The 24,645-nt window shown below is 67.5% G+C and carries 18 protein-coding genes; 8 read left to right on the top strand and 10 right to left on the bottom strand.

The window, feature by feature from the left end; translation table 11 throughout:
* The first annotated feature begins 30 nt into the window (after positions 1 to 30).
* The 3 genes from HX774_RS09420 to HX774_RS09410 are packed head-to-tail and all read left to right on the top strand — an operon-like array spanning position 31 to position 3,184.
* A complete protein-coding gene (locus HX774_RS09420) occupies positions 31 to 1,758 on the top strand; it encodes a class I adenylate-forming enzyme family protein (protein WP_178826272.1) in 1,728 nt (575 codons plus the stop codon).
* The gene (locus HX774_RS09415; protein WP_178826270.1) at positions 1,755 to 2,702 is read left to right on the top strand and encodes a nitronate monooxygenase family protein; all 948 of its coding nucleotides are present in this window, start codon (positions 1,755 to 1,757) and stop codon (positions 2,700 to 2,702) included. Before HX774_RS09420 ends, HX774_RS09415 begins: the two co-directional genes overlap by 4 nt.
* Positions 2,699 to 3,184 (top strand): PaaI family thioesterase, encoded by a 486-nt coding sequence (locus HX774_RS09410; protein WP_178826268.1) that lies wholly within the window; start codon positions 2,699 to 2,701, stop codon positions 3,182 to 3,184. The genes HX774_RS09415 and HX774_RS09410 overlap by 4 nt, the downstream gene beginning before the upstream one ends.
* A gap of 21 nt (positions 3,185 to 3,205) precedes the next feature.
* Here HX774_RS09410 and HX774_RS09405 read toward each other — a convergent pair whose 3' ends face one another.
* From HX774_RS09405 to HX774_RS09395, 3 genes are all read right to left on the bottom strand, one after another.
* The gene (locus HX774_RS09405) at positions 3,206 to 4,426 is read right to left on the bottom strand and encodes an acetyl-CoA acetyltransferase (RefSeq protein WP_178826266.1); all 1,221 of its coding nucleotides are present in this window, start codon (positions 4,424 to 4,426) and stop codon (positions 3,206 to 3,208) included.
* A 17-nt stretch (positions 4,427 to 4,443) separates the two neighbouring features.
* Positions 4,444 to 6,306 (bottom strand): AMP-binding protein, encoded by a 1,863-nt coding sequence (locus HX774_RS09400; protein ID WP_178826264.1) that lies wholly within the window; start codon positions 6,304 to 6,306, stop codon positions 4,444 to 4,446.
* Between the two features lie 71 nt (positions 6,307 to 6,377).
* Positions 6,378 to 7,874 (bottom strand): carotenoid oxygenase family protein, encoded by a 1,497-nt coding sequence (locus HX774_RS09395; protein ID WP_178826262.1) that lies wholly within the window; start codon positions 7,872 to 7,874, stop codon positions 6,378 to 6,380.
* A 112-nt stretch (positions 7,875 to 7,986) separates the two neighbouring features.
* Here HX774_RS09395 and HX774_RS09390 point away from each other — a divergent pair, with 112 nt between their 5' ends.
* Together HX774_RS09390 and HX774_RS09385 are read left to right on the top strand one after the other, a co-directional pair.
* The gene (locus HX774_RS09390) at positions 7,987 to 9,054 is read left to right on the top strand and encodes a phosphotransferase family protein (RefSeq protein WP_178826260.1); all 1,068 of its coding nucleotides are present in this window, start codon (positions 7,987 to 7,989) and stop codon (positions 9,052 to 9,054) included.
* Entirely contained in the window at positions 9,051 to 10,229 is a 1,179-nt protein-coding gene (locus HX774_RS09385) for an acyl-CoA dehydrogenase family protein (protein WP_178826258.1), read from the top strand. The genes HX774_RS09390 and HX774_RS09385 overlap by 4 nt, the downstream gene beginning before the upstream one ends.
* A gap of 75 nt (positions 10,230 to 10,304) precedes the next feature.
* Here the strand turns inward: HX774_RS09385 and HX774_RS09380 are convergent, their stop codons facing one another.
* The 6 genes from HX774_RS09380 to HX774_RS09355 are packed head-to-tail and all read right to left on the bottom strand — an operon-like array spanning position 10,305 to position 16,603.
* Complete coding sequence (locus HX774_RS09380; RefSeq protein ID WP_178826256.1) at positions 10,305 to 11,108, bottom strand: DUF3313 family protein; 804 nt, start codon at positions 11,106 to 11,108, stop codon at positions 10,305 to 10,307.
* Between the two features lie 52 nt (positions 11,109 to 11,160).
* Complete coding sequence (locus tag HX774_RS09375; RefSeq protein ID WP_178826255.1) at positions 11,161 to 11,724, bottom strand: lipocalin family protein; 564 nt, start codon at positions 11,722 to 11,724, stop codon at positions 11,161 to 11,163.
* A 48-nt stretch (positions 11,725 to 11,772) separates the two neighbouring features.
* Positions 11,773 to 12,993: a cyclopropane-fatty-acyl-phospholipid synthase family protein gene (locus tag HX774_RS09370; RefSeq protein ID WP_178826253.1), complete on the bottom strand. Its 1,221-nt coding sequence runs from the start codon at positions 12,991 to 12,993 to the stop codon at positions 11,773 to 11,775.
* Positions 12,994 to 13,024: 31 nt separating this feature from the next.
* Complete coding sequence (locus HX774_RS09365) at positions 13,025 to 14,488, bottom strand: deoxyribodipyrimidine photo-lyase (RefSeq protein WP_178826251.1); 1,464 nt, start codon at positions 14,486 to 14,488, stop codon at positions 13,025 to 13,027.
* Positions 14,478 to 15,281, bottom strand: coding sequence for a DUF1365 family protein (locus HX774_RS09360; RefSeq protein WP_178826249.1), 804 nt, complete (start codon positions 15,279 to 15,281; stop codon positions 14,478 to 14,480). Before HX774_RS09360 ends, HX774_RS09365 begins: the two co-directional genes overlap by 11 nt.
* Positions 15,278 to 16,603 carry an NAD(P)/FAD-dependent oxidoreductase gene (locus HX774_RS09355; RefSeq protein WP_178826247.1) on the bottom strand — a complete coding sequence of 442 codons (1,326 nt, stop codon included), beginning with the start codon at positions 16,601 to 16,603 and terminating at the stop codon, positions 15,278 to 15,280. The genes HX774_RS09360 and HX774_RS09355 overlap by 4 nt, the downstream gene beginning before the upstream one ends.
* Positions 16,604 to 16,767: 164 nt before the next feature.
* Between HX774_RS09355 and HX774_RS09350 the strand changes: the two genes are divergently transcribed.
* A complete protein-coding gene (locus tag HX774_RS09350; protein WP_255500303.1) occupies positions 16,768 to 17,346 on the top strand; it encodes a sigma-70 family RNA polymerase sigma factor in 579 nt (192 codons plus the stop codon).
* Positions 17,343 to 17,996 (top strand): ChrR family anti-sigma-E factor, encoded by a 654-nt coding sequence (locus HX774_RS09345; RefSeq protein WP_178826245.1) that lies wholly within the window; start codon positions 17,343 to 17,345, stop codon positions 17,994 to 17,996. The genes HX774_RS09350 and HX774_RS09345 overlap by 4 nt, the downstream gene beginning before the upstream one ends.
* Before the next feature lie 45 nt (positions 17,997 to 18,041).
* Here the strand turns inward: HX774_RS09345 and HX774_RS09340 are convergent, their stop codons facing one another.
* Complete coding sequence (locus tag HX774_RS09340) at positions 18,042 to 19,022, bottom strand: AraC family transcriptional regulator (RefSeq protein WP_178826243.1); 981 nt, start codon at positions 19,020 to 19,022, stop codon at positions 18,042 to 18,044.
* A 380-nt stretch (positions 19,023 to 19,402) separates the two neighbouring features.
* On the opposite strand from HX774_RS09340, the gene HX774_RS09335 reads away from it, so the two are divergent.
* The gene (locus HX774_RS09335; protein WP_178826241.1) at positions 19,403 to 24,592 is read left to right on the top strand and encodes a hypothetical protein; all 5,190 of its coding nucleotides are present in this window, start codon (positions 19,403 to 19,405) and stop codon (positions 24,590 to 24,592) included.
* The last annotated feature ends 53 nt before the right edge of the window (positions 24,593 to 24,645 follow it).

Genomic DNA, 24,645 nt, shown 5'->3' with positions numbered 1-24,645 from the left:
ACGTAAAAGAGAACCAGGGAGAAGACCGACATGATCGTCGTGCCGGAGGAGCGCATCCGCGATTTCAAGGCCAGGGGCTGGTGGGGCGAGGAGACGCTGGACGACCTGTTCCGCCGCCACGTCGCCGCCATGCCCGACGTCGAATCCGTGGTCGATCCGATCAACCGCGAGGCCATCATGGGCGGCGCCCCGGCCCGCCTGACCTGGGCCGAGGTCGAGGACAGGGTGGCGCGCTATGTCGCTGTCCTGCACGCGACCGGGGTCGGCCGTGACGACGTGGTGGCGGTGCAACTGCCCAACGTCATCGAACTGGGCCTGATCTATCTGGCCTGCATCCGGCTTGGCGCCATCGTCACCCCCGCTCCGGTCCAGTACCGCGAGCATGAACTGGCCTATATCCTCCGCAAGACCGACGCCAAGGCCGTCGTCACCGCCGCCCGCATCGGCAAGCACGCCCACGCCGAGATGATGCTGGCGGTCCAGACGGGCGCCGCCGCCCTGAAGACCGTTCTGGTGGTCGGCGGCCATGCGCCCGACGGAACCATCGACCTCGACGCCCGCGCCGCTGGGCTGGATGAGGCCGAGATCGAGGCCGGTCGCGCCGCCGCCCGTGCGGCGAACATCTGCGCCGACGACATCGTCACCATCTGCTGGACCTCGGGCACCGAGGCCGAGCCCAAGGGCGTGCCGCGCAGCCACAACGAATGGATCATCATGGGCGCCGGCGTCACCGACGCCGCCGACTTGCAACCCGGCGCGGTCCTGCTGAACCCCTTCCCCATGGTGAACATGGCGGGCATCTCGACCAGTTTCGTCTCCTGGCTGCTGCTGGGCGGGGTGCTGGTGCAGCATCAGCCGTTCGACCTGCAGATCTTCCTGCAACAGGTCCGCGACGAGAAGATCGACTACACCGTCGCCCCGCCCGCCATCCTGAACCTGCTGCTTCAGAACGAGGCCCTGTTGGAGGGCGTGGACTTCGGTCGGCTGCGCGCCATCGGCTCGGGCTCGGCGCCCCTGTCGGAATGGATGGTCCGCACCTTCCACGAGAAATACGGCGTCCAGATCGTCAACTATTTCGGCTCCAACGAAGGCGCCTCCTTCCCCAGCGCCCAGAAGGACGTGCCCGACGCCGCCGAACGCGCCGTCCTGTTCCCGCGCCTGGGCGACGGCTTTGAATGGAAGGCCCTGCTGCACGACCGCATCTTCACCCGTCTGGTCGATCCCGAGACCGAGCAGGAGATCACCGAGCCGGGCCTTCCCGGCGAGCTGCGGGTCAAGGGCGCCACGGTCTTCTCCGGCTATTGGCGGGCGCCCGAGATCAACGCCCGCGCCTTTGACGGCGACGGCTGGTTCCGCACCGGCGACCTGTTCGAACTGGCCGGCGACCGGCTGCAGTTCTATCGCTTCGTCGGGCGTCTCAAGGACGTCATCATTCGCGGCGGGATGAACATCTCGTCCGAGGAGATCGAGGGCCATCTGATCGGCCATCCGGCCGTGGCCGACGCCGCCGTGGTCGGCGCGCCCGACCCGAACCTGGGCGAGCGCCTGTGCGCCTTCGTCGTCTTCAAGCCCGGTCAGAGCGCCGACTTGGGCGACATCAACCGCTTCCTGACCGGCGACAAGCACGTGGCCGTCTACAAGCAGATCGAACGGCTAGAGGTCATCGCCGTCCTGCCGCGCAACCCCGTCGGCAAGGTGCTGAAGCGCGAACTGCGCCAGTCCCTGGGCGACCAATCCGGACACCTGAAATCCGCATGACCACCGCCTTCCCCCACCCGATGCGCCTGCCCGTGATCGCGGCGCCCATGTTTCTGGTCAGCGGGCCGGAACTGGTCATCGCCGCCTGCAAGGCCGGGATCGGCGGCGCCTTTCCGACCCCCAACTGCCGCACGGTCGCCGACCTCGACGCCTGGATGGGCCAGATCACCGACGCCCTGTCGCCCGGCGACGGTCCCTGGGTCGCCAACCTGATCACCCATTCGACCAACGCCCGTCTGGCCGAGGATCTGGCCCTGGTGGCCCAGTACAAGCCGCCCATCGTCATCACCGCCCTGGGCTCGCCCAAGCCGGTCATGGAGACGGTCAAGGCCTATGGCGGCCTGGTCTTCGCCGACGTGGTCAACATGGCCCTGGCCAAGAAGGCGGCGGACGCGGGCGTGGACGGCCTGGCCTGCATCAGCGCCGGCGCGGGCGGCCACACCGGCCACCTGTCGCCCTTCGCCTTCGTCTCGGCGGTGCGCGAGTTCTTTGACGGCTGGCTGACCATCGGCGGCGGCATCGCCGACGGCGCGGGCGTGGCGGGTGCGATCGCGGCGGGGGCCGACATGGTCTATATGGGCACCCGCTTCCTGGCCGCCGCCGAGAGCCGGGCGCAGGACCCCTACAAGCAGATGATCGTGGACTGCGGGCCGGATGACCTGATCGTCTCCTCGGCCATCACAGGCACGCCCGCATCGTGGTTGAAGCCCAGCCTGCGCGCGGCGGGCATGGACCCGGACGCGCTGGGCGGTCCCATCACCCGCGACTATTCCGGCGACGCCGCGCACAAGCGCTGGCGCGACATCTGGGCCGCCGGTCAGGGCCTGCAAAAGGTCGGCGCCGTCGAGCCGACCGCCGTCGTGGTGGACCGGTTGGAGGCCGAATACCGCGCCGCCGCCACCCGCTTCGCCGGCCTGACCGCGCCCCGGAGCGCCGCGGCATGACCGCGTCGCCCCAGATGATCCAGCCGCCCGCCTTCGCCCTCGACCCGGCGCAGAGCGGGCTGGAGCTGGCGCGCCGCTGGATCGAGACGGTCTGGCCGGGCGGTTTCGTCAACCGCCTGGCCGCCCGTCCGGTCGAGGCGGCTGAGGGCTTCATGCGGGTCGAGTGCGACATCGACCCCGGCCACTCCAACTTCGTCGGTCTGGTCCATGGCGGGGTGACGGCGGCCCTGGTCGACATCGTCGGCGGCGGGGCGGCCATGACCCTGCTGAAACCGGGCGAGTTCCTGCTGTCCACCGACCTGTCGATGCGCTTCCTCAACGCGGCCCCCATTGGCTGCGGACGGCTGATCGCCGAGGGCCGCGCAGTCTACGCCGACCCGCGCAAGGTGGTGGCCGAGGTGACGGTCTCGACGCCCGAGGGCCTGACCATCGCCCACGGCTCCGCCGCCATCGCCATCCGCGTCCGGCCTCAGGACGGCTGAGCCGCCCCGAGGCCTGAGGCCTTAGTCGCGGCCGATCACCAGGCTGACGGTCGTGGTGGTCGAGCCGCCGATGTTCAGAGTCTGGACGTTACGCGCCCCCTCGACCTGACCGCCGCCCGCCGTCCCCGTCGTCTGGCGGAAGGCGTCCAGCGCCATCCGCACCCCGGTCGCTCCGACCGGATGGCCGCAGCCGATCAGCCCGCCCGACGGGTTGATCGGCAGGCGTCCGCCGATCTCGATATCCCCCGCCTCGATGGCCTTCCAGCTCTCGCCCGGCGCGGTCAGGCCCAGATGGTCGATGGCCATGTATTCGGTCATGGCGAAGCAGTCGTGCGTCTCCACCGCGTCGATCCCGTCCAGCGACAGACCCGCCCGCGCCCGCGCCTCATCGATGGCGCGTTTGACCTGCGGGAAGACGTAGTCGCCCCCGGCGCTGGCCTCGACCTTGCGGGCATAACTGATCGGTCCCGACCGATGGCCCCAGCCCTTGATGCGCGGCAGGGATTCCAGCGGCACGCCGCGCCGCCGCGCGTAGTCCGCCGCCCGCTCGGCCGAGGCCAGGACAATCATGGCCGCCCCGTCCGTCACTTGGCCGCAGTCGCTCTTGCGCACCCGCCCCTCGATGACCGGATTGGCCTCGTCGTCGGCTGCGAAGCTGGCGTCGTTGAAGACATAATCCCGCGTCTGGGCGTTCGGGTTCAGCTTGGCATTGGAGAAATTGATCTGGGAGATGCGGCGCAGGTAGGCCTCGTCGATCCCATAGCGACGGTCGTATTCGTCGGTCAGTTCCGAGAAGGCGCGCGGCCAGACGTAGCGTGCGCCCTGATACTCATGCCCGACCCAGGCGGCGGCCCCCAGATAGGCCGCGCCCGTCTCGCCCGGCACATTGCGCATCATCTCCAGCCCCAGGACAGCGGCGGTTCCATAACGACCGGACTCGATGTCCGCCATCGCCGCCAGCAGGGCGATGCTGCCAGAGGCGCAGGCCGCTTCGTGCCGCGACGTCGGCAGACCGTCGAAGGCCGGCGCGGCCATGGCGAAGAAGCCGCCCAACTGCCCCTGGCCCGAGAACAGGTCGCCGACGAAGTTGCCGACATGGCCGACCTCGATCTCGCCCGGCGCCATGCCTACGGCGTCGAGGCCGCCGTGCAGGGCCTCGGCGAAACCGTCGCCGATCTCCAGCCCCTCGCGGGCCCAGTTGCGTTTGAAGTCGGACTGCCAGCCGCCCAGGATATAGACCATCGGATATTCTCTCTGCTTCAGGCGACGACCACGCCCGGCCCCGGCGGCTCGGCGTAGAGGGCGTCGACCTGGGCCTTGCGGTTGTCGATGACGGCGCGGCGGTTGATCGTGGCCTTGTCCGACACCTCGTGGGCGTTCGGATCGGGCGGCGTGGTCAGGAAGGCCAGCCGGGCGATGCGGCCGCTGGCGCCGTGGGCCGAGGCGTTGTGCGCGGCCAGTCGTTCCTTCGCCGCCTGCGCCAGGGCGCCCGAGGTCAGGGCCTCGACGACCTCCATATCCAGCGCCGCCTTGATCCCGGCGGGCGAGGGCCAGGCCAGAACGCCCAGCCACGGTCGGTTGTCGTCGCACAGCACCACCTCGGCAGCCAAAGGCGCCAGGGCCTGCAAGGCGGCTTCGCGCATCTGCGCCCCGAACACCCAGGAGCCGGTCGACAGCTTGAACTGGTCCGCCAGCCGCCCGGCGAAGAAAACGCCCTGGGCCGGATCGTCACGGTCGGCTAGGGTCGCCAGGTCGCCCATGCGGTAATAGCCGTCCGCGTCAAACGCCTCGGCGGTCCGCGCCGCGTCGTCGTGATAGCCGGCCATGACGTTGGGGCCGCGCACCCGCACCTCGAACTTGTCGGCGTCATGCGGGACCAGCTTCACCTCGACGCCCGGCACCGGCAAGCCCAGCCCCAGGCGGTCGGTGTACTGATGCACCACCATGAAGCCCGCCGTGGTCTCGGTCGCGCCATAGGCCGAGGTCAGCATGATGCGATGGCCGGTCTCCTTCACCGCCATGGCCTGTATCCGGTCGCTGACCGACTGGCTCAGGGCCGCGCCGCCGAAGACCATGACCCGCAGGTCCGAAAAGAAGGTCCGGCGCAGCTCAGCGTCCGCCTCCAGCGCATCGGCCAGCATGGCGTAGCCGGTGGGGACGTTGACGTAGTAGCGCACCGGCAGCTCGCGCAGGTTGCGGATCGACTCCTCGAACAGGCCCGGCATGGGCTTGCCGTCGTCGATGTAGAAGGCGCCGCCCGCCAGCAGAACGGCGCGCAGCACCGCCGCCCCCGCCACATGGTTCCACGGCATCCAGCCCAGCATCTGCCCCGACCAGGCATAGCCTTCGCCGATCACCTGGGCGGCCTGGGCCGTGTTGGCGGCGACCGATTTCAGGCTCAGCGGCACGACCTTGGGCAGGCCGGTCGAGCCCGAGGTCATCATGAACTGGGCGACCTGATCAGGCTGCAACCCCTCGATGCTCGCGGCGACATCTGGGCCAGGCCGTGTCGCCATGACCTCGGACAGAGGCAGGCTGGGGCGGGTCAGGGCCTCGGGCGTGGCGGTGATGACGATGGCGTCGCCCAGGTCCAGGGCGTCGATCGCGCCCGCGACCATGCGCGCGTCCTCCACCAGCAGGATCGACGGCTTCAGACTGCGGATGACATGGTTCAACCGCCCCAGATCGCCGCCCAGCAGGGCGTAATGGGCGCTGACCGGCGCGGTCGGCACGCCCGCCGCCATGGCGCCGAACAGGAAGGCGGCCATGGCCGGACTGTTGGCGCCCATCAGCATCAGCGGCCCGCCCGTATGCTGCGGATGATCCAGCAGCCACTGGGTCACGGCGTCCATGCGGCGCTTCAGACCGGCGTAGTCCAGCGTGGACCAGACCCCGCCCTGGGCCGGATCGCGCCGCGCCAGGGCCGTCTCCGCCCCCCGGCGCGCCGCCACCCCGGCAAAGGCCCGCGGCAGGTTCCAGTCATGCTCGGCCAGAGCCACGCGCGAGCGCATCACCATCGCCCCGTCCGGCTCGCGCCGCACGTCCAGGTCGACGGGCATCAGCCCGGCGTCGCGAAAGCCTGCGGTGCGCCACTGCTCCGACATCTGATCCGATGCGTCCATGAAACCCTCCCGGTCGCCGCCTCAAGACGGTCTGCTAATAAAAGCAAGATGAGACGCAGAACGACGCTGGGTCAAGCCGCGTCGGCGGCGCCCGCCTCGGCGGTCAGGAAGCGGCGGTCGGCCCAGCAGGCGTGGGTGCCGGAACTGATCTTGTGCGGCAGGGCGATGCGGCAGACGGGGCCGTCCTCGAACCGCTTGCAGTCGATCAGGATGCACTCCGACCGGCCCGCGTTCTCATCGATGATGAAGCTGACCAGATAGCCGTCGTCCTCGTCCGTCGCCCCGATGCGCGGCGCGAACGGCGCCTCGCTGGCGTAGCGCCCGTCGGGCAGGGTCACGGTCCAGGATTCCCCGGTCTTCAGGTCGTGCTTGATGAAGCCGTTGAACAGGAACCAGCCCGGCTTGGTCGTGGTGCTGTAAGCATAGCGATAGGGCTGGCCGGCGTACTGCTGATTGATGGTCCCGAACTCGACCAGCCGGTCGTCCAGCCGCTCTTCCTTGGTCGTCCCGTCGGCCAGATTGAAGCGCCAGCGGTGCAGTTTCGGGCGGAAGCTGTTCTCGTCGACGAAGGCCATCATGTGGGCGTGCTCGGCGTAGATCTCAGGCAGATCGCCCAGCGGGTCCGGCATCGGCTTTTCCTGGAAATAGCCGTCCATGACGATCTCGTCGCCCTCCTCATAGGCGTTGAGGAAGTGCAGCACATAGGTCGGCGCCGCCTCGAACCAGCGAATGTCCTTGGCCTCGCCATAGCGGGGAATGACGGCGAAGCGTGACGGCACGTCGGGGCGATAGCGCACGGCGTGATAGCCCGCCTTCAACGCCTTCTCGTCCCAGAACAGCGGGAAATCGTTCAGGATGGTGTAGTTTTCGCTGAAGATCATGTCGTGCGGCAGACGCGCGCCCGGCAAGGGAACGGGCGTGTAGTGGGTGCGCCGCCCGTCCGGGCCGACCACGCCGTAATACATATAGGGCGCGTGCTTCGAGTAGTTGAAGAACAGCAGCTCGCCGGTCCGCTCGTCCACCCGCGCATGGGCCGAGACCCCGTCCAGCGGCGCCCAGGGCGCGACGCCCTGATCCTCCAGCGAGGTCGGGTCCAGCTGATAGGCCTCGCCGCACTGATAGAAGGTCGCCAGCGCCTTGCCCGCATGGACCACCACGTCGGTGCTGGCCGAATCCTTGATGCCGCCATGGGCGCCGAAGCCGGGGCGCTTCGACACTTCCGGGCCATCCATCATCCCGCCCCACAGGCTCTCGCCCGCCTGCTGCTCCGCCTGGAAACAGCGGCTGCGCACGAAGCGGTTGCGATAGTCGGCCTTGCCGTTGCGGAAGCTGATCTGATGCAGCATCCCGTCGCCGTCGAAGGGATGGTGACGGCCCAGGGGCGTATGGATCTGGTTCTCGGTGTTGCGGATATAGACGCCGTCGATGTCCGCCGGGATCGCCCCCTCGATCACCTCCAGATCAACCGCGTTGACCTCCTCATGCTGCGGCGTCCACGGCCCGCTGAGGTAGGGGTGATTGCTGGGTTTCAGGGTCGCGACGATGGGCGACAACCGCTCGATCTGCATGGCTCATCTCCTGGCTCTGGACGAACCCTCGCCTTTTTGGTCTATTTACGCAAGTCATAGATCGGCGCGGCTGAGCCGGGCGTGTGATCACCCGTTCAGCGAGGTTTCCACCATGTCCCAGACCATCACCTTCGAGGGGTCCGGCCCCGTGCGGGCGGGGCACGAGCTGCCGGTCGTGCGCCTGACGGCCTGGCTGCGCCAGCACGCGCCGGAGGTGAGCCCCCTCGACATCCGCCAGTTCAACGGCGGCCAGTCCAACCCGACCTATCGCCTCGACACGCCGGGCAAGTCCTACGTCCTGCGCCGCAAGCCGGGCGGTCCCGTCCTGAAAGGCGCCCATGCGGTCGAGCGCGAGCATCGCGTGATCTCGGCCCTGTACGCCGCCGGCTTTCCCGTCCCCGCCCCCCTGATCCTGTGCGAGGACGAGGCCGTCATCGGCTCGACCTTCATGGTGATGGAGATGGTCGAGGGCCGCATCTTCTGGACCCCCACCCTGCCCGATCTGACGCCGGATCAGCGCGCCGCGCATTTCGACGCCCTGAACGCCACCATCGCCCGCCTGCACAGCCTCGACATCCAGGCCCTCGGCCTGGAAGATTACGGCCGCCCCGGCGCCTTCTTCGCGCGCCAGATCCAGCGATGGTCCCGGCAGTATCAGGAAGACGACCTGGCGGGGCGCGATCCCAACATGGACCGGCTGGTCGCCTGGCTGCCCGAGAACATGCCCGAGGACGACGGCGCCGCATGCGTGGTTCACGGCGATTTCCGCGCCGACAACCTCATCTTCGCCCCCGACAGCGCCGAGGTGCGGGCCGTGCTGGACTGGGAGTTGTCGACCCTGGGCCATCCCATGGGCGACTTCACCTATCACCTGATGATGTACCGCCTGCCGCCATCCATGATCGGCGGCTTTGCCGGCGCCGACCTGACGGCCCTCGGGATTCCCAGCGAAGCCGACTACCTGGCCGCCTATTGCGAGCGAATGGGTCGCGCGCCGCCCAGATCGCACGAACTGCGCTTCTACATGGCCTTCAACATGTTCCGGCTGGCGGCCATCTTCCACGGCATCAAGGGCCGGATCGCGCGCGGCACAGCCGCCTCCGCCCACGCCCAAACCATGGCCGACAACCTGCCCGCCCTCGCCGCCCTGGCCTGGGCCCAGACGGAGACGACATCATGAACCGCAACGACCTCGACCAGGGCCAGGCCATCGCCGCGCGCGTCGAACGCTTCGTGCGCGATGTCGTCATTCCCTATGAGAAGGACCCGCGCGCCACGTCGCACGGGCCAACCGACGACCTGGTCGTCGAACTGCGGGCCAGGGCGCGCGCCGCAGGGCTGATGACGCCGCACATCGGGGTCGACGGATCGCACCTGTCGCAGCGCGCGACGGCCCTGGTGCTTCAGGCGTCGGGCCTGTCGCCGCTAGGCCCCGTCGCCCTCAACGTCATGGCCCCGGACGAGGGCAATATGTACCTGCTGGGCCAGGTCGCCAGCGAGGCTCAGAAGCGCCGCTTCCTCGACCCCCTGGTCAGCGGTCAGGCGCGCTCCGCCTTCTTCATGACCGAACCCGCCGAGGACGACGGCGCCGGCGCCGACCCCTCCATGCTGAAGACCACCGCCGTGCCGGACGGCGACGGCTGGCGCATCAACGGCCGCAAGGCCTTCATCACCGGCGCGGTCGGCGCCGCGGTCGGCATCGTCATGGCCCGCACGGACTCGGGCGACGGCAAGGTCGCGGCCACCATGTTCTTGGTCGACCTGCCCGACCCCGCCGTGCGGGTCGAGCGGGTGATGGAGACGATCGATTCCTCCATGCCCGGCGGCCACTCGATCATCGCCCTCGAAGACCTGCGCGTGCCCGGCGACCAGATCCTCGGCGCCGCGCATCAGGGCTTCAAATACGCTCAGGTCCGTCTCAGCCCGGCCCGTCTCAGCCACTGCATGCGCTGGCTCGGCGCCTGCCGCCGCGCGCACGAGATCGCCGCCGCCTACGCCGTCAAACGCCACGCCTTCGGCAAGCCGCTGATCGACCACGAGGGCGTCGGCTTCATGCTGGCCGACAACCTGATCGCGCTGAAACAGGCCGAGCTGATGATCGACTGGTGCGCCGGCGTGCTGGACACCGGCGCCCTGGGCACAACCGAAAGCTCGATGACCAAGGTCGCCGTGTCCGAGGCCCTGTTCGGCGTCGCCGACCGCTGCGTCCAGATCATGGGCGGGACCGGCGTCTCGGGCGACACCGTGGTCGAACAGATCTTCCGCGAGGTCCGCGCCTTCCGCATCTACGACGGCCCGACGGAGGTCCACAAATGGAGCCTGGCCAAGACCATCGAACGACAGGCGACGATCTAAAACGCCTGACACATCCGCCCGCGAAATCGGGTCTCTAACTGTCAGTAGAAGGCGGGGCCCGGTCGTCGCGACGGATCAGTCGACAGGGTCCACCTCCTGATCCGCCGGGGGGCGTCCTCCGCTCAAGCCTGGTTCGTACAAGCCTGTCGCAAAGCCCGCCAATATCCCTTCGACCCGCACGCGGGGGCCGAACCGCTCACAGGGGTCAGGACTGGGGATGGGCCGTACTTCGCGATCATCCGGCGCAAGAGCGTCCCCCACCATGTCGCCCAGGGGCTCGGCCAACTGGTGGGCGTCGCCGATACGCGACAGCGACGGCTTATCCGTTCCCACCACCATGGCGTCTCGCCGCCAGACGATGGCGGCGGCCTGGCGGCCGTCCGGCGTCAGGAGCTCCGCTTCCGCACCCAGGCCGCCCGTGCCGCCGGGGGCCCGCACCTTGATCGGACCGGGGATGAAGAAGTTGGCGACGGCCGCCGCCGCGGAACCCGCCTGGTGCGTGGGACGGATATAGGTGACGCCCACCCGGACCGTGCCGGCCTGAGGCTCAGGCTGTTCGGCGATCTCGAAACGTTCGCTCAGTTCATAGCAGACCTGTCGGTCCACCTCGCTCAGGACCGCTCGCCGGTCGTCGTCCGACAAGACGGGGTCCGTAACGCCGAAGACCTCGGTAGGCGCCACCCACAAGCGGGTGATGGTCGAGGCCAGGGCCTCGTCGCGCCGCTGCTGGACAGAGGCTCGCACCACGTCCGTTCGCGGCGTCAGCCCCTCGTAAGTGGTCAGGAAGCCCGAGTTCGACGGCGCGCTTCCGCTGGCGCAGGCGCCCGCGGCCATCGCCAAAGCCGCCGCGCCCAGACCGCGGATTATCCTGCCAGCCATAGTCGTCTCTCCCTCTTCAATACGAACTTACGCGCCGCCAGGCCGATCAGATCTAGGGCCGGTGCTGGGTTTCCCGCACCAGGCTGAGATCGTAGCCGAGGGCCGCCGTCCGGTTCATGATGGTGGCGCGGACCGCATCGGACGGATTCGCCGTCCGGCTCATGAGCCAGAGATACCGGCCCGAAGGTTCACCGACGATCGACCAGGCATAGTCGTCGGCATGGTCCAGAACCCAGTAATCGCCCACGTAGAAAGGCCCGAAGAAGGAGACCTTCAGCCGGGCGTCGCCGCTGTCGGCGACCACCTTGGCCTTGCCCTCGACCGTCTTCACCGGGCCGTCGACGCCGCCCTGACGACAGGTGTTCAGCACGCCGACGAGACCGTCGTCGCGCCGCGAGTATTCCGCCGTCACGGCCTCGCATCCCCGCTCGAAGCCGTTCTCGTAGCGGCCGATCTCGTACCAGAGGCCTGCATAGCGGTTCAGATCGACCGTCTTCGACGGCTGGGGAACAGCCGGATTGCCGACGGGGCCCCGCTGCAGGGTGGCGCAGGCGGACAGGGCCACGGCGCAGATCGCCCCAGCCGCAAGCATCAAGGAAGTACGTCTCAGGTTCATGCGCGCATCCAAAAGAAAGACCCCGTGGTCATTGCAAAGGCATGAGACCTAGGGGCGTTCCAGCGCCATCTGAATCACATCGGTCCGACCCGAGCGGAAACCCGCCTCGCAATAGGCCAGGTAGAAGCGCCAGAGGCGGCGGAACCGATCATCGAACCCCGCGCCATTGCGAACAATGTCCGCCCAGGCGGCCTCGAAGCGCCGCGCCCATTCCGCCAGGGTGTCGGCGTAGTCGACGCCGAACCGTTCGACGCCCGCCACGCTCAGGCCCGCGCGATCCAGCACCGGCGCCATCCTGGCCTCGGACGGCAGGCTGCCGCCGGGGAAGACGTACTTCTGGATGAAGTCGGTTCGGGCGTCATACTCGTCGAACAAGTCGTCCTGGATGGTGATGATCTGCAGGCCCGCGCGCCCTCCGGGCGCAAGCACCTCATGAACCTTGTCGAAGTAGGTCGGCCAGTATTCGCGCCCCACCGCCTCGAACATCTCGATGGACGCCACGCGGTCGAACCGGCCCTCCACGTCGCGATAGTCGATCAGGCGAATATCGGCACGCTCGGCCAGACCCGCCTCGAACAGGCGGCGACGCGCATAATCGTGCTGCTCTCGCGAGATGGTGACGCCGGTCACAACGGCCCCGACTTCGCGGGCGGCGAACTCGGCGAAGCCGCCCCAGCCGCAGCCGATCTCCAGCACGCTGTGGCCCGGCTGCAGGTCCATCATCCGCGCCAGAGACGCGTACTTGGCGCGCTGCGCCTCTTGCAACGACAGCCCCGGTCGCTCGAAACGTGCGGACGAATAGGTCATCGAGGGGTCCAGCCACGACGCATAGAAGGCGTTGCCCAGGTCGTAGTGGGCGTGGATGTTGCGGCGAGATCCCCGACGGCTGTTCCGGTTCAGCCGATGTCCCAGCCAGTTGATCGCGTTCACCACCCGATTGCCGTCGAACAGGCGGCGAATGTGGTCGTAGTTGTTGACCAGGGTCTCCAGCAGAACCGCCAGCTGGGGCGAGTCCCACTCGCCCGCCATATAGGCCTCGGCGAAACCGATATCGCCGCCCTTCAGCACGCGCGCGGCGAAGTTGTAGCTGCGGATGTTCATCACCGCCGCATGGCCGGGCTCCTTGCCGCTCAGTTGGCGGCTGGAGCCGTCGGGCAGCACCAGCGTCAGCCGCCCCCAGGTCCAGTTGGAGGACAGCAGGCGCAGCAACAGCCCGAATACGGCCGACGACGGTCCTGCTTCTCGGGCTCCGTAGAAGGTCGTGGTCATGGCTTGCAGAGGTCTCTGTTGGGGAAAAGGTTCATTGCGGCTCTTCATCCTGCGAGCGGCCGGCCAGGGTTTTCAAGGCGTCCAGAGCCCGCTGACGCGCCTCGGCGTGATCGACGATGGGCCGAGGATAGGTCTGGCCCAACCGGACGCGGGCCTCGGCCAGGACGGCGGCCGGCGCGGTCCAGGGGGCGTGAATCCAACGGTCCGAGAGCGCCCGAAGCTCGGGAACCCAGCGCCGGACATAGCGACCGTCGGCGTCGAACTTCTGCCCCTGGATGACGGGATTGAAGATGCGGAAATAGGGCGCGGCGTCGGCCCCGGAGCCCGCGACCCACTGCCAATTCTGCACATTGCTGGCCAGATCCCCGTCCACCAGCGTGTCCCAGAACCAGGCCTCGCCCTCGCGCCAGTCGATCAGCAGATGCTTGACCAGGAAGGAGGCGACCACCATTCGCACGCGGTTGTGCATCCAGCCGGTCGCCCACAGCTCGCGCATGCCGGCGTCCACCAGGGGATAGCCCGTCCGTCCCTGCTTCCAGGCCGCCAAGGCGACGGGATCGGCCCTCCAGGGCATGGCGTCGAACTCGGGCCGGAAGGCGCGGTCGGTGATGTAGGGAAACTGGTGCAGCAGATGAGCCGAGAACTCGCGCCAGCCGATCTCGGCGACGAACTTGTCCGCCTGAGCGGGGGCGACGCGCCCCTGCGCCGCCGCCTGACGCGCAGCCTGCACCGCGCGTCGGGGGCTGATCTCGCCCCAATGCAGATGCGGCGACAGACGCGACGTGCCCTGTCGCCCCGGAACGTCACGACCGGCGGCATAGTCTTTCAGGCCGTTTTCCAGAAAGGCGGCCAGCGCAGAGGCCGCGCCGGCCTCGCCCGGCGACCAGTCGAAGCCCCCGGACCAGTCAGGGGCGGTCGGATGCAGACCCCAGTCGTCGATGTCGTCGCTGGCCGGGTCTGAAGGCGTGAATACGGCTTGGGGCGCGGGCGCGGGGGCCCGGTCCGGCATCGCCTGCAGCAACGCCTTCATGAAGGGCGTGAACACCTTGTAGGGCTTTTCCGCGCCGGTCACGACCGAGCCCGGGCGCCTCAGCAGGGCGGCGTTGAAGCCATGACACTCGACCCCGTCGTGGCGCAGGGCATGGGCGATATCGACGTCGCGCGTGAAGGCGTCAGGCTCGAACCGACGGTTCATGAAGACCTGATCGGCGCCGGTCTGATCAATCAGACGGCGCAGTTCGGCCTCGGAGTCGCCCCGGCGCAGAACGAGCCGTGCGCCGCGCGTTCGCAGCGCGGCGTCCAACGCCCGCAGCGACTTGTCCAGCCACCACGCGGACGCGGCGCCGAGCGCACGCCCCTCCCCCATCTCGTCCAGGATGAAGAGCGGCAAAATGGGCCGCCCCGTCGCTGCGGCGGCGTTCAGGGCGGGGTTGTCTTCCAGTCTCAGGTCGCGGCGGAACCACAGAATGACCGGACGCGCGCTGTCATCGACCAAGGCGGCTCTCCCGCGCGCGATGCTGGATCGTGAAGGGCTCCGACGCCGGAAGCGGCTGGCGCGTCAGACGCACGCCCTTGATCCACAGCTTCAGCGCCTCCCAATGGATCGCGGCCACCACCTTCAAGGTCATGAGGGGCAAGGCGGCGGCGGCGGCCAGAAGGTCGCCATCCTCCAGCGGGCGACGCTCGGCGGACAGGGCCGCCGTGATCAGCAAGCCTTCGGCGTCGATGCCGTTGATGGTCAGATCCAGACGTTGACCCGGCGCATGGCCGCGAAACGCATAATCCATCTCCATGCCCATGAAGGGCGAAACATAGAGGGCCTTGGCCGCGCCCTGGCGGATCAGACCCGCCGTCTGATCCTCGGTCGGCACGGGGATGACATAGGCGTGGCGCACGCCGAAGGTGCTCGTCACCTCATAGATCATGGCCGCCAGCCGTCCGTCGGCCTGATGGCAATAATAGAGGCTGATCGGATTGAAGACGTAGCCCAGGACCCTCGGCATGGTCAGCAGACGGATCGGCCCGTCACCGATGTCGATGTCGGCGCGCGCCAGCAGGGCCTCTATCTGCGAACGCAAGGCCAGACACGAGCCGTCGCCATGGTCCCTGTCGTGAAAGGACAGAAGGTTGAAGCGATTGCGCGAGAACAGACGCAGCCGACGATCCAGCCCCTCGATCTCGTCCAGATCCAGCAGCAGCCAGAAGACCCGATAGTTCAAGCGGTGCGCCTTGGGCCGCAGCCGTCGGTGCATGACCTGGCCGCGATAGAGGGCCGAGGCCTGGGTCACGCAGCCTTCTCCATGGCGTCGGCGGTCGGGGCGGACAGATGGATGCGGCCGCTCTCGTTCTCCACCGTCCAGGGACGGCGCACGCCGCCCAGTTGCTCGGCCACGGCGAGGCCGGATTGCAGACCGTCCTCGTGGAAGCCTGCACCGAAATGGGCGCCGCAGAACCAGACCCCGCCCTGGCCTTGCAGGCTCCACAACTGCTTCTGCGCCTGAATGGCGGCGGGATTGAAGATGGGGTGCTCGTACAGTTCGCTGCGCAGGATGGTGTCGGGCTTTGGCGGACGCGGCGGGTTCAGGGTGACGAACAGATCCTGGCCCGGCAGGCCTTGGAGCTTGTTCATCCAATAGGTGACGCACAGGCCGTCATCGGCGCCGATATAGTTCCAACTGGCCCAGGCGCGACGACGTTGCGGCATCAGGCCGGCGTCCGTGTGAAGGACCGTCAGGTTGCGGCTGTAATGGAAGGCGCCCAGAACCTCCTTCTCTCGCGCGGTCGGTTCGGCCAGCATGGCCAGGGCCTGATCGGCATGGGCGCCGATGACCACATGGTCAAAGCGCTCGACCCCGCCCTCGCTGTCATGAACCATGACGCCCTGATCCGTGCGACGCACCGCCGTCACCCCATGGTTCAGACGCACGTCGCCGATCTCTTTCGCCAGACGCTCGACATAGACGCGGCTGCCGCCCTCGACGGTGCGCCACAAAGGGCGCCCGATCAGTTTCAACAGGCCGTGGTTGCCGCAGAAGCGGATGAAGGCCTCGGCGGGATAGTCCATCAGCGTATGGGCCGGCGAGGACCAGATCGCCGCCGCCATCGGCAGCAGGTGGTCGTCACGGAAGGCCTCGCTGAAGCCCTCGCGCTTCAGATAGTCCCCCAGCGTCAGGTTGGGGTCCGTCAGCCCGCCCAGGTCGATCGGCGCGGTTCGATAGAAACGCATGATCTCACTCAGCATCGACCAGAAACGCGGACGAAGGAGGTTGCGGCGCTGGGCGAAGAGGCCGGGCGCGGCGTACTCGAACCGACCGTCGTCCAGAGACACGGCGAAGGACATGTCGGTCGCGCGGGTCTGGACCCCCAGATGCGCGAACAGGGCGATCAGATTGGGATAGGTGGCGTCGTTGAAGCAGATGAAGCCCGTATCCACCGCGACATCGCCCGACGCCACGCCCGCCGTCACCGTATTGGAGTGGCCGCCCAGACGCTCGGCCTTCTCATAGATCGTCACCCGATGACGCTGCGCCAACAGCCAGGCCGACGACAGGGCGGCGATGCCCGAACCGATCACGGCGATCTTGAGATTGTCGGCGGGCGAATAGGACATTACGACTCCAGAACACGCCCGTCTGCACAAGGATAGGCATGGAAGGACTACGCTCCCGAGCGGGTTTCGGATTGCGAATGATCCAGACATTTGCGCGCAGCGTACTAGGGTTCATGCATGTCGAGGCTTCCTCTTTCACATCCCCTGCAAGGCGGTCGGCCGGCATGAGCCTGGACGCGGTTCAGCCCGACCCCTTCGTCCATGATCGCCTGATCGAGGCCGTGGCCCTGCACCGCGACCGCGAGGCCTTCGCCGAGCTGTTCAGCTATTTCGCGCCCCGGCTGAAGGCCTGGCTGATCAAGTCGGGCGCGACGCCCGGCGCAGCCGAGGACTTCGCCCAGGACGCCATGCTGACGGTCTGGCGCAAGGCCGACCTGTTCGACGCGCGCAAGGCGCGAGCCGCCACCTGGATTTTCACCATCGCGCGCAACCGTCGCCTCGACATGCTGCGTCGCGACGCCCGGCCCCTGCCCGTTCCTGAAATCGAACTGGCGGAACAGACTGTCGAGCGGCCCGACGACATTGTGGCCCTGTCCCAGGACGCTGCACGGGTTCGCGACGCCCTGTCACAACTCAAGCCGGATCAGGTCGAGGTGCTGCGCCTCGCCTTCTTCATGGACAGCCCCCATTCCGAAATCGCCCGTCAGCTCGACCTGCCGCTGGGCACCGTCAAATCCCGCATCCGTAACGCCATGATCAAACTACGCCTGATCCTCGAACCCTCCGAGGAGGCCGCCCGATGAACGCGCGTCTCCATTCCTCCAGAGGCAATCCCTCCGAAGAACGCCTGCTCGCCTATGCCGCAGGCAATCTCAGCCCGCCCGAGGCTGTGGTCGTCGCGGCCCATCTGGCCCTGCGTCCCGCCAATGACGCCTGGGTGCGCCAGTTGCAAACCGTGGGAGGCGAGTTCCTCGACGAAGCTGCGCCGGCCTCGATGGCGGACGACGCCCTGATGCGGGCGATGGCGCGGATCGAGACCGATGCCGGCGAGGTGAAGTCCCAGCCGCCGCTCAACAACATGCCCGAGCTGCCGGAACCGCTGCGGCGCTACGCGCTCGGTCCGTGGCGCTGGATCGGACCAGGGATGCGGGTGCGCGACGTCCACGCGCCGCGCGACGGCGACTGCCGGGTCATCCTGCTGGAAATCGGCCCAGGGCGCGAAACGCCGCGCCACACCCATGGCGGGGTCGAGCTGACCTGCGTGCTGTCCGGCGCCTACGCTACCGAGACCGAGCGGTTCGATGTGGGCGATCTGGAAGAGGCCGATCCCGAGGTGCTGCACCAGCCGCGCGTGGTGTCGGATGAGCCCTGCCTCTGCGTCGTCGCCCTGGATGGCCAGATCGAGCTCGACGGATGGCTAGGCCGCCTGATGCAGCCTTTCGTGCGGCTGTGACTTCGCTGCCGCCGCTCTGAGGGGCGCTACAATCCAGAAGCGCGCCTAGCCCGGACGGTCGGCGCGCGAAGGCGGAAAGCCGAAATGCTCGCTATAGGCACGGCTAAAGGCTGAGGCCGAAGTATAGCCGACCTTTTCCGCCACCTGCGCCACGCCTACTGCTCCGCCTTGAAGAAGACGGTGGGCCCAGTCCATGCGAACGTCTTTGGAGTATTTGTGCGGCGAGCATTTGAAGACGTCCTGAAAGCCCGACGTCAGCTTGTTGCGGTTCAGCCCCACCCGCATCGCCAGCTCGGCGACGGAAGGGGGCGCGCCGAGTTCCTTTATGTAGATAGCGGCCGCAGCCTCAATCTGCTTCAGCTCCCTGTAGGTGAAAAGGGAGCCTTCGGGTCGCAACGCCGGTTCGGTCGGACGGTTCAGGGCGCTGACCACCTCGCAGACCATTTCAATCATCTTGGCCTGTAGATAGGTCTTGCGCAGCACGCCCGTGTGCGGGGAGCCGAAGATGTCGTCCAGCGTCGCCCATAGCCGAGATGGAAGGGCCATGCTGACGGAGGCCGGGGCGTCGGCTTCGCCCCGGAAAAAGCTCCTCAGCGGCTCGCCCAGACCGTCGACCTGAACGCCAAAGCCGTCGATCAGCAACTGCGGGTCCGCCCAGGCGCCGATGTACTGAACATGCGTGCCCGCGTCGTAGCCCCGGACCTGGCGGACTTCCTTCGGATAGGTGGTCAGGGTGATGCGGGCGCCGGAATGGCGATAGCGGGCGTGGCCCGGCAGATTCAGATGGACGCTCGCCGTCTTGACGATCTGGATCGCCACGCAGTTGCGCAGCACCATCCGGTCGCCTCCCGGCCCGCGGGTCCTGAAATCGTTGACCGAGCAGAACAGACCCGTCTGAACCGGCACGAACTCCAGCTGTCCGTCGATCAGGTGCGAGACCTGGGGAAACATGGCCTTGAGGGTGTCGTCGGAAGACAGGCCGGCGGCTGTCTGGATTAGCTCCGCCTGATCCGTCCAACCCTGCATTCATCACTCTCTAGAGATCGATCTCCGCGTCGATCGCAGGGCCGAGGCTCCCGATTACATCAAGTCGCGCCCAACGGCTACGCTTAGACGACCGGCCCGCGATCGAACCGCCAGGTCCCTCATGCGCCATGCGTTCTGGAGCCCGCTGAGGCCGCCCCTCACAGAAGAGGAAACGCAACCAAGAAAACGTCCCAGTGACGCATTGCTACATCTTAGTGACGAAAAGCAATCATCCGGCAACCTCGCAGCAAAACAGAGTTCATCACCATTGCGCGACAACCGAGAATACCTCACCAGCCGCTCAGGTTCCGCCTGAACCAAGCAAAAAGGCCCCACAGCCTTATGGCTTTCGGTGGATAGACAATATTCTCAGGACCAAAATGCGCACCTTCACGCACTCATCGGTAACTATTTCTCAACCTATCGGCAAGTCCCTGCCGCTGCGCTCGCGCCTTCAGATCGGCTCGGCCCTGGTCGGCGCCGCCGTGGCCCTGACCTCCCCCGCCCTAGCCTTCGCCCCCGACGAGTGCGGCGCCGTGGTCAACGGCGAAGTCACCTGCACGGCGGCCGGCGCCCCCTATGCAAACGGCATCGCCTACGGCGCGATGGCGGCGAATGATCTGACGATCAATCTTGAAGCGGCCGCCCAGGTGAACGCGTCCGGCGCCAATGTCGGCGGCATCACCGGCTCGACCTTCGACGGCGATCTGACGATCAACCAGGCCGGCGCCATCCTTCTGACGGGCACAAACAGCACTGGCATTCTCGCCGTCACGGACAGAGGCCTGCTGACCGTCAACTCGTCCTCGATCACCAGCACCAGGGACGGCATTTCGGCCTCCAACGGCGCGGGCGACACCGTCATCAACGCAGGATCGATCACCACGACGGAGTCAAACGCCAACGGGATCGCAACGTCGACCTACGACGGCGCCCTCGACATCCACGTCGAGAACATCTCGACCCAGGGCCACGACGCCAACGGCATCCGGGTCAACGCCGTCACCGGCGCCGTGAGCATCACAAGCGACGGCACGATCCAGACCCAGGGCCAGTTCAGCAGCGGCGTCAATGTCATGGCCGGCGGCGATGTCGTGATCGAAGTCGCCGACGTGACGACGCTCAGCAACAACAGCCACGGCGTCATCGCCCAGATGACTGGGGGCGCGCTCGACATCACGGCAGGTTCCGTGACGACCGGCGGCAACAACGGCAGCCACGCTGTCCGCGCCACCTCATCCGGCGCAACCACCGGGTCCGGCGCGATCACGATTGATATCGCTTCAGGCGCCACCCAGGGCGCCAACAGCGCAGCCATCTTCGCCACCAACGACCACAGCGACATCACCGTCACAGCGGACAGTTTGGCGACCGCAGGATTCTTCAGTTCCGGCATCCTGACGCAGAACATCGACGGCAGGACCACGATCACCACCACCGGCGCCGTCACGACCACCAGCGCGCTAAGCGCAGCGATCAAGGCCGAGTCAGGCAATGGCGCCGTCTCGGTCACCAACGACGGCATGATCTCCACATCCGGCCACGACAGCCATGGCATTGAAGCCCGCTCCAACACCGGCGCCGTATCTGTTGAAAACACCAACCAGTTGACGACCGTCGGCAGCGCAGCGCGCGGCATTCTGGCCTATTCGTCCAGCGGCGCCGTGGACGTGCTGAACACCGGCAAGGTCGCAACGAATAGCGACAACGCCCACGCCGTCGTGGCGCAAAGCGTCAGCGGCGCAGTCACCCTTACCAATGAGGCGACCGGGACCGTCGCCACCACCGGGAATGGGGCGACCGGCATTGTCGTCACCAGCCAGACGGGCGACATTCTGGTCAAAAACCACGGCGAGGTCTCAACCTCGGGCTTCGCCGCCAACGGCATCGGCATCGGCAACCTTGAAGGCGATGTGACCCTCGTCAGCACCGGCGCGGTCTCGACCACCGGCGACAACAGCATCGGGGTTTCCCTGTCCAACGAGCAGGGCGACATCACGGCCATGATCGCTTCGGTCACGACGGCCGGCGCCAACAGCCACGCGATCACCGCCAACACCTTCGGCTCCGGGAATGTGGATCTCGCCACCTCGGGGACGATCACGACCACGGGCCAAGGCAGCCTCGGCGTCTACGCCACGAGCATTGATGGTTCGGTCAGCGTCGCCAACGCGGGCGACATCAGGTCGTCCAGCACGGGCATCAGCAGCCTCACGGGCGCTGGCGGGCTGAAGATCAACAACTCGGGCTCCGTGACGACCACCGAGGACTTCGCCCATGCGATCAAGGCGCAAACCACCTCGGGCGCCGTGACCATCGAAAACACCGGCGATCTCACGACCGCAGGCATGGGCAGCGCCGGCGTCCATGCGGAAAGCGTGAGCGGCCCGATCTCCATCACCAACCAGGGTGCCGTCTCCGCGACCGGCGACAGCGCCTATGGGATCAGCGCCGAGACCGCCGACACGGGCGGCGACATCTCGCTGATCAGCCACGGCGCCGTCTCGACCACGGGCGACTTCGCCACGGCCATCCGGCTGCAGGCTCTGCAGTCCGACATCCGGGCCGAGGTCAGTTCAGTCTCGACGACGGGCAGCGACAGCGACGCCGTCAATCTCTGGACGCTCACGGGCGATGTCACGCTTGACGCCTCGGGCACGCTGACCACGAGCGGTGCAGACAGCGACGCTATCCTGGCCTCCACCCAATCCGGCACGGTTCAAGTCAACAGCGCCGCCGCCATCACGACGACCGGCGACAGCAGCAGCGGCATCTCTGCCCAGGCGTCCAGCGGAACCGTCAGCGTCGTCAGCACCGGCTCGATCACCACGACCGGAAACGACAGCTATGGCGTCGCCGCCCAGAGCGAAAACGACGTCACGGTTTCCGCCGCCGCCGTCACGACCGGCGGGAGCGGCGCCGCCCTCTATGCCCACAGCCTCAGCGGTATCGCCAAGATCGTCGCCAATGGCCTGATCACGACCACCGGCGACTACGGCGACGGCGTCCGCGCCATTGGCAACAGCGGGTCGGTGGACATCCTCACCCTGGCCGCGATCTCGACCTCCGGCGAAAACGGCAACGGGGTCCGCGCCGGCAGCGACAGCGCCGACATCGCCATCACCACGGCGGAGGCCGTCACGACCACCGGCGACTTCGCAAACGCCATTCTGGCCGAAAGCGACAGCGGCAAGATCACCATCGTCGCCAAGGCCCCGGTCTCGACCTCCGGTGAAAACGCCGATGCCATCGACGCCTCTGGCGGGAGCGACATCAGCGTCACCACGGCGGCGGTCACGACCAGCGGATACAGTTCCGACGCCATCAATGTGAACGGCGACGGGGACCTCGTCACGATCATCGCGCAAGGCCTGATCTCGACGAGCGGCGACTACAGCGAAGGCGTCGACGCCCGGAACGACACGGGCGACCTGAACGTCACCGTCGGCTCGGTCACGACCACGGGCGCGGATAGCAGCGGCCTTGACCTCTATGCCGACGGCGTCGCCCGCGTCGTCAGCACCGGCGCGATCACCACCGAAGGCAGCGAGGCCCATGGCGTCGACGTGAACGGCGGGGGCGGGATCTTCGTCGACGTCAATTCGGTCTCGACCCTGGGCCAGGATTCCGATGGCGTCCTGGCCAGCTCGACCAGCAATACGGCGACGATCAAGGTCAATAGCGTCTCGGCCACAGGCTACGGCAGCCGCGGCGTCAACGTCAGCAGCGAGGTCTGCGACATGTTCGTGACGGCCGCCGCCGTCAGTGCTCACGACCAGGCCATCCGGGCCAGCAGCGGCGAAGGCGACATCACCGTCTCCACGACGGGCCGGATCACCTCGACCAACGCCGAAGCCATCCTGGCCACCTCCCAGGACGGCGACGTCGTCCTCAACATCGGCGCCGCCAGCGTCCTGACGAGCGGCGTGCGGAGCATCAACCCCGCCTCCGTCACCACGAAATCCATGCGCGGCGTCAGCACCATCTACGCCGAAGGCGAGACCGTGCTGATCAACAACGCCGGCACGATCAACCGGGGCGAGCAGAGCACGATCTTCGCCCAGGGCGAGGTGACGTTGAACAACAGCGGCCTGATCACCGGCAACGTCGAGTTCGGCGCCGGCGACGACGTCGTCAACAACACGGGACGCTTCGTCCTGTCGGGCTTCAGCGACTTCGGCGGCGGAAGCGACCGCTTCGTCAACACCGGCCTGGTGACGATGCAGGGCCATGCGACCCTGGCGCGTCTCGAGCGCTTCGTGAACGCTGGAACCATCAACCTGGCCGACGGCCGCGTGGGCGACGTTCTGACGATCTCGGGCGACTATGTGGGCATGGACGGACGTCTGGTGCTGGACATGGACGCGGGCGCGACCGGCGGACCGGCTTACGATCAACTGGTCGTCGGCGGCAGCGCCACGGGCACGACCACCATCACCCTGAACTACAAGACCGCCGCCCAGCTGAAGCCGGGCGCCGTTCTGAAACTGGTCGACGCCGCCGGCGGTTCGGCGGCCGGGGCCTTCACCATGGCGGATGAGACCACCAACATCGGCTTCGCCCGTTACGGCGTGCGTCATGATGTGGCCGCGGACGACTTCTTCATCGCCGTGACGGAAGGCGACGCCGTCTTCCGCACGCTCAAGCTGAACGAAGGCGCCCAGACCCTGTGGCGTCAGTCGGCCGACGCCTGGTCGGCCCACACCGCCGCCCTGCGCGATCCGAGCCAGGCGGCCTCCGACCGCCGCGTCTGGGGCCAGGTCTATGGCGCCGCCGACAAGCGTGACGAGACCCTGATCCGCGCCGGCAACGGCGTCGATCAGACCGTCGACCTGTCCTATACCCAGGACCATGTGGGCGGTCAGATGGGCGTCGACCTGGGCGTGATCGGCGCTACGGGCGTGACCTATGGTCTGACCGGCGGCTATGTCGACTCGACGCTGGAGTTCAAGGACAAGGCCGACAGCGCCGACTACAAGGGCCTCAACCTGGGCGCCTACGCCGGCGTTCAGCGTGGTCGCTACTTCGTCAACGCCCTGGCCAAGTACGACCTGATCGACATCCAGGCCCGCAGCACCACCGCCGGCTATGACGAAGACCTCGACGGTCGCGGCTACGGTCTCCAGGTCGAGACCGGCGCCCGGTTCAACGGAAAAATCGAAACCCAGGCCTTCTTCTTCGAGCCTGTGGTCAGCCTGGCCTACAGCCGCACCGACCTCGACGCCCTGGCCTCGCAAGGCGCGGTGATCGATTTCGAAGCCCTGGACGGCCTGCGCGCCAAGGCCGGCGCCCGCCTCGGCGGCGCCGGGTCCATCGCCCAGGGCCAGATCGGCTACTATCTGGGGGCCCATCTGGTGCAGGAACTGGCCGGCGAAGACGGTGTCCGCTTCACCTCGGGCGCAGCCGACAGCACTTTCGCCAACACCGCGGTCGACGCCTACGGCCAATACCAACTGGGCGTGACCTTCACCTCGAAGACCGGCCTGACGGGCTTCGTCGAAGCCAAGGCCGACGCTGGCGAAGACTACAGGAACTACACCGGCCGCATCGGCGTCCGCGTTTCGTTCTAAGTGCCTGCGGAGCCCCCTGCGTCCCGCAGGGGGCTCCACCTCTCATTCTCGCA

It is taken from the genome of Brevundimonas sp. P7753 (assembly GCF_013386595.1).
GTDB classification, from domain to species: Bacteria; Pseudomonadota; Alphaproteobacteria; order Caulobacterales; family Caulobacteraceae; genus Brevundimonas; species Brevundimonas bullata.
This window is presented reverse-complemented; position numbering and strand designations above follow the sequence as displayed.

Excerpts from the sequence above, each read along its gene's own strand:
- HX774_RS09420 (WP_178826272.1), top strand. The coding sequence starts at position 31 with ATGATCGTCGTGCCGGAGGAGCGCATCCGCGATTTCAAGGCCAGGGGC.
- HX774_RS09415 (WP_178826270.1), top strand. The coding sequence starts at position 1,755 with ATGACCACCGCCTTCCCCCACCCGATGCGCCTGCCCGTGATCGCGGCG.
- HX774_RS09410 (WP_178826268.1), top strand. The coding sequence starts at position 2,699 with ATGACCGCGTCGCCCCAGATGATCCAGCCGCCCGCCTTCGCCCTCGAC.
- HX774_RS09405 (WP_178826266.1), bottom strand. The coding sequence starts at position 4,426 with ATGGTCTATATCCTGGGCGGCTGGCAGTCCGACTTCAAACGCAACTGG.
- HX774_RS09400 (WP_178826264.1), bottom strand. The coding sequence starts at position 6,306 with ATGGACGCATCGGATCAGATGTCGGAGCAGTGGCGCACCGCAGGCTTT.
- HX774_RS09395 (WP_178826262.1), bottom strand. The coding sequence starts at position 7,874 with ATGCAGATCGAGCGGTTGTCGCCCATCGTCGCGACCCTGAAACCCAGC.
- HX774_RS09390 (WP_178826260.1), top strand. The coding sequence starts at position 7,987 with ATGTCCCAGACCATCACCTTCGAGGGGTCCGGCCCCGTGCGGGCGGGG.
- HX774_RS09385 (WP_178826258.1), top strand. The coding sequence starts at position 9,051 with ATGAACCGCAACGACCTCGACCAGGGCCAGGCCATCGCCGCGCGCGTC.
- HX774_RS09380 (WP_178826256.1), bottom strand. The coding sequence starts at position 11,108 with ATGGCTGGCAGGATAATCCGCGGTCTGGGCGCGGCGGCTTTGGCGATG.
- HX774_RS09375 (WP_178826255.1), bottom strand. The coding sequence starts at position 11,724 with ATGAACCTGAGACGTACTTCCTTGATGCTTGCGGCTGGGGCGATCTGC.
- HX774_RS09370 (WP_178826253.1), bottom strand. The coding sequence starts at position 12,993 with ATGACCACGACCTTCTACGGAGCCCGAGAAGCAGGACCGTCGTCGGCC.
- HX774_RS09355 (WP_178826247.1), bottom strand. The coding sequence starts at position 16,603 with ATGTCCTATTCGCCCGCCGACAATCTCAAGATCGCCGTGATCGGTTCG.
- HX774_RS09350 (WP_255500303.1), top strand. The coding sequence starts at position 16,768 with ATGAGCCTGGACGCGGTTCAGCCCGACCCCTTCGTCCATGATCGCCTG.
- HX774_RS09345 (WP_178826245.1), top strand. The coding sequence starts at position 17,343 with ATGAACGCGCGTCTCCATTCCTCCAGAGGCAATCCCTCCGAAGAACGC.
- HX774_RS09340 (WP_178826243.1), bottom strand. The coding sequence starts at position 19,022 with ATGCAGGGTTGGACGGATCAGGCGGAGCTAATCCAGACAGCCGCCGGC.
- HX774_RS09335 (WP_178826241.1), top strand. The coding sequence starts at position 19,403 with ATGCGCACCTTCACGCACTCATCGGTAACTATTTCTCAACCTATCGGC.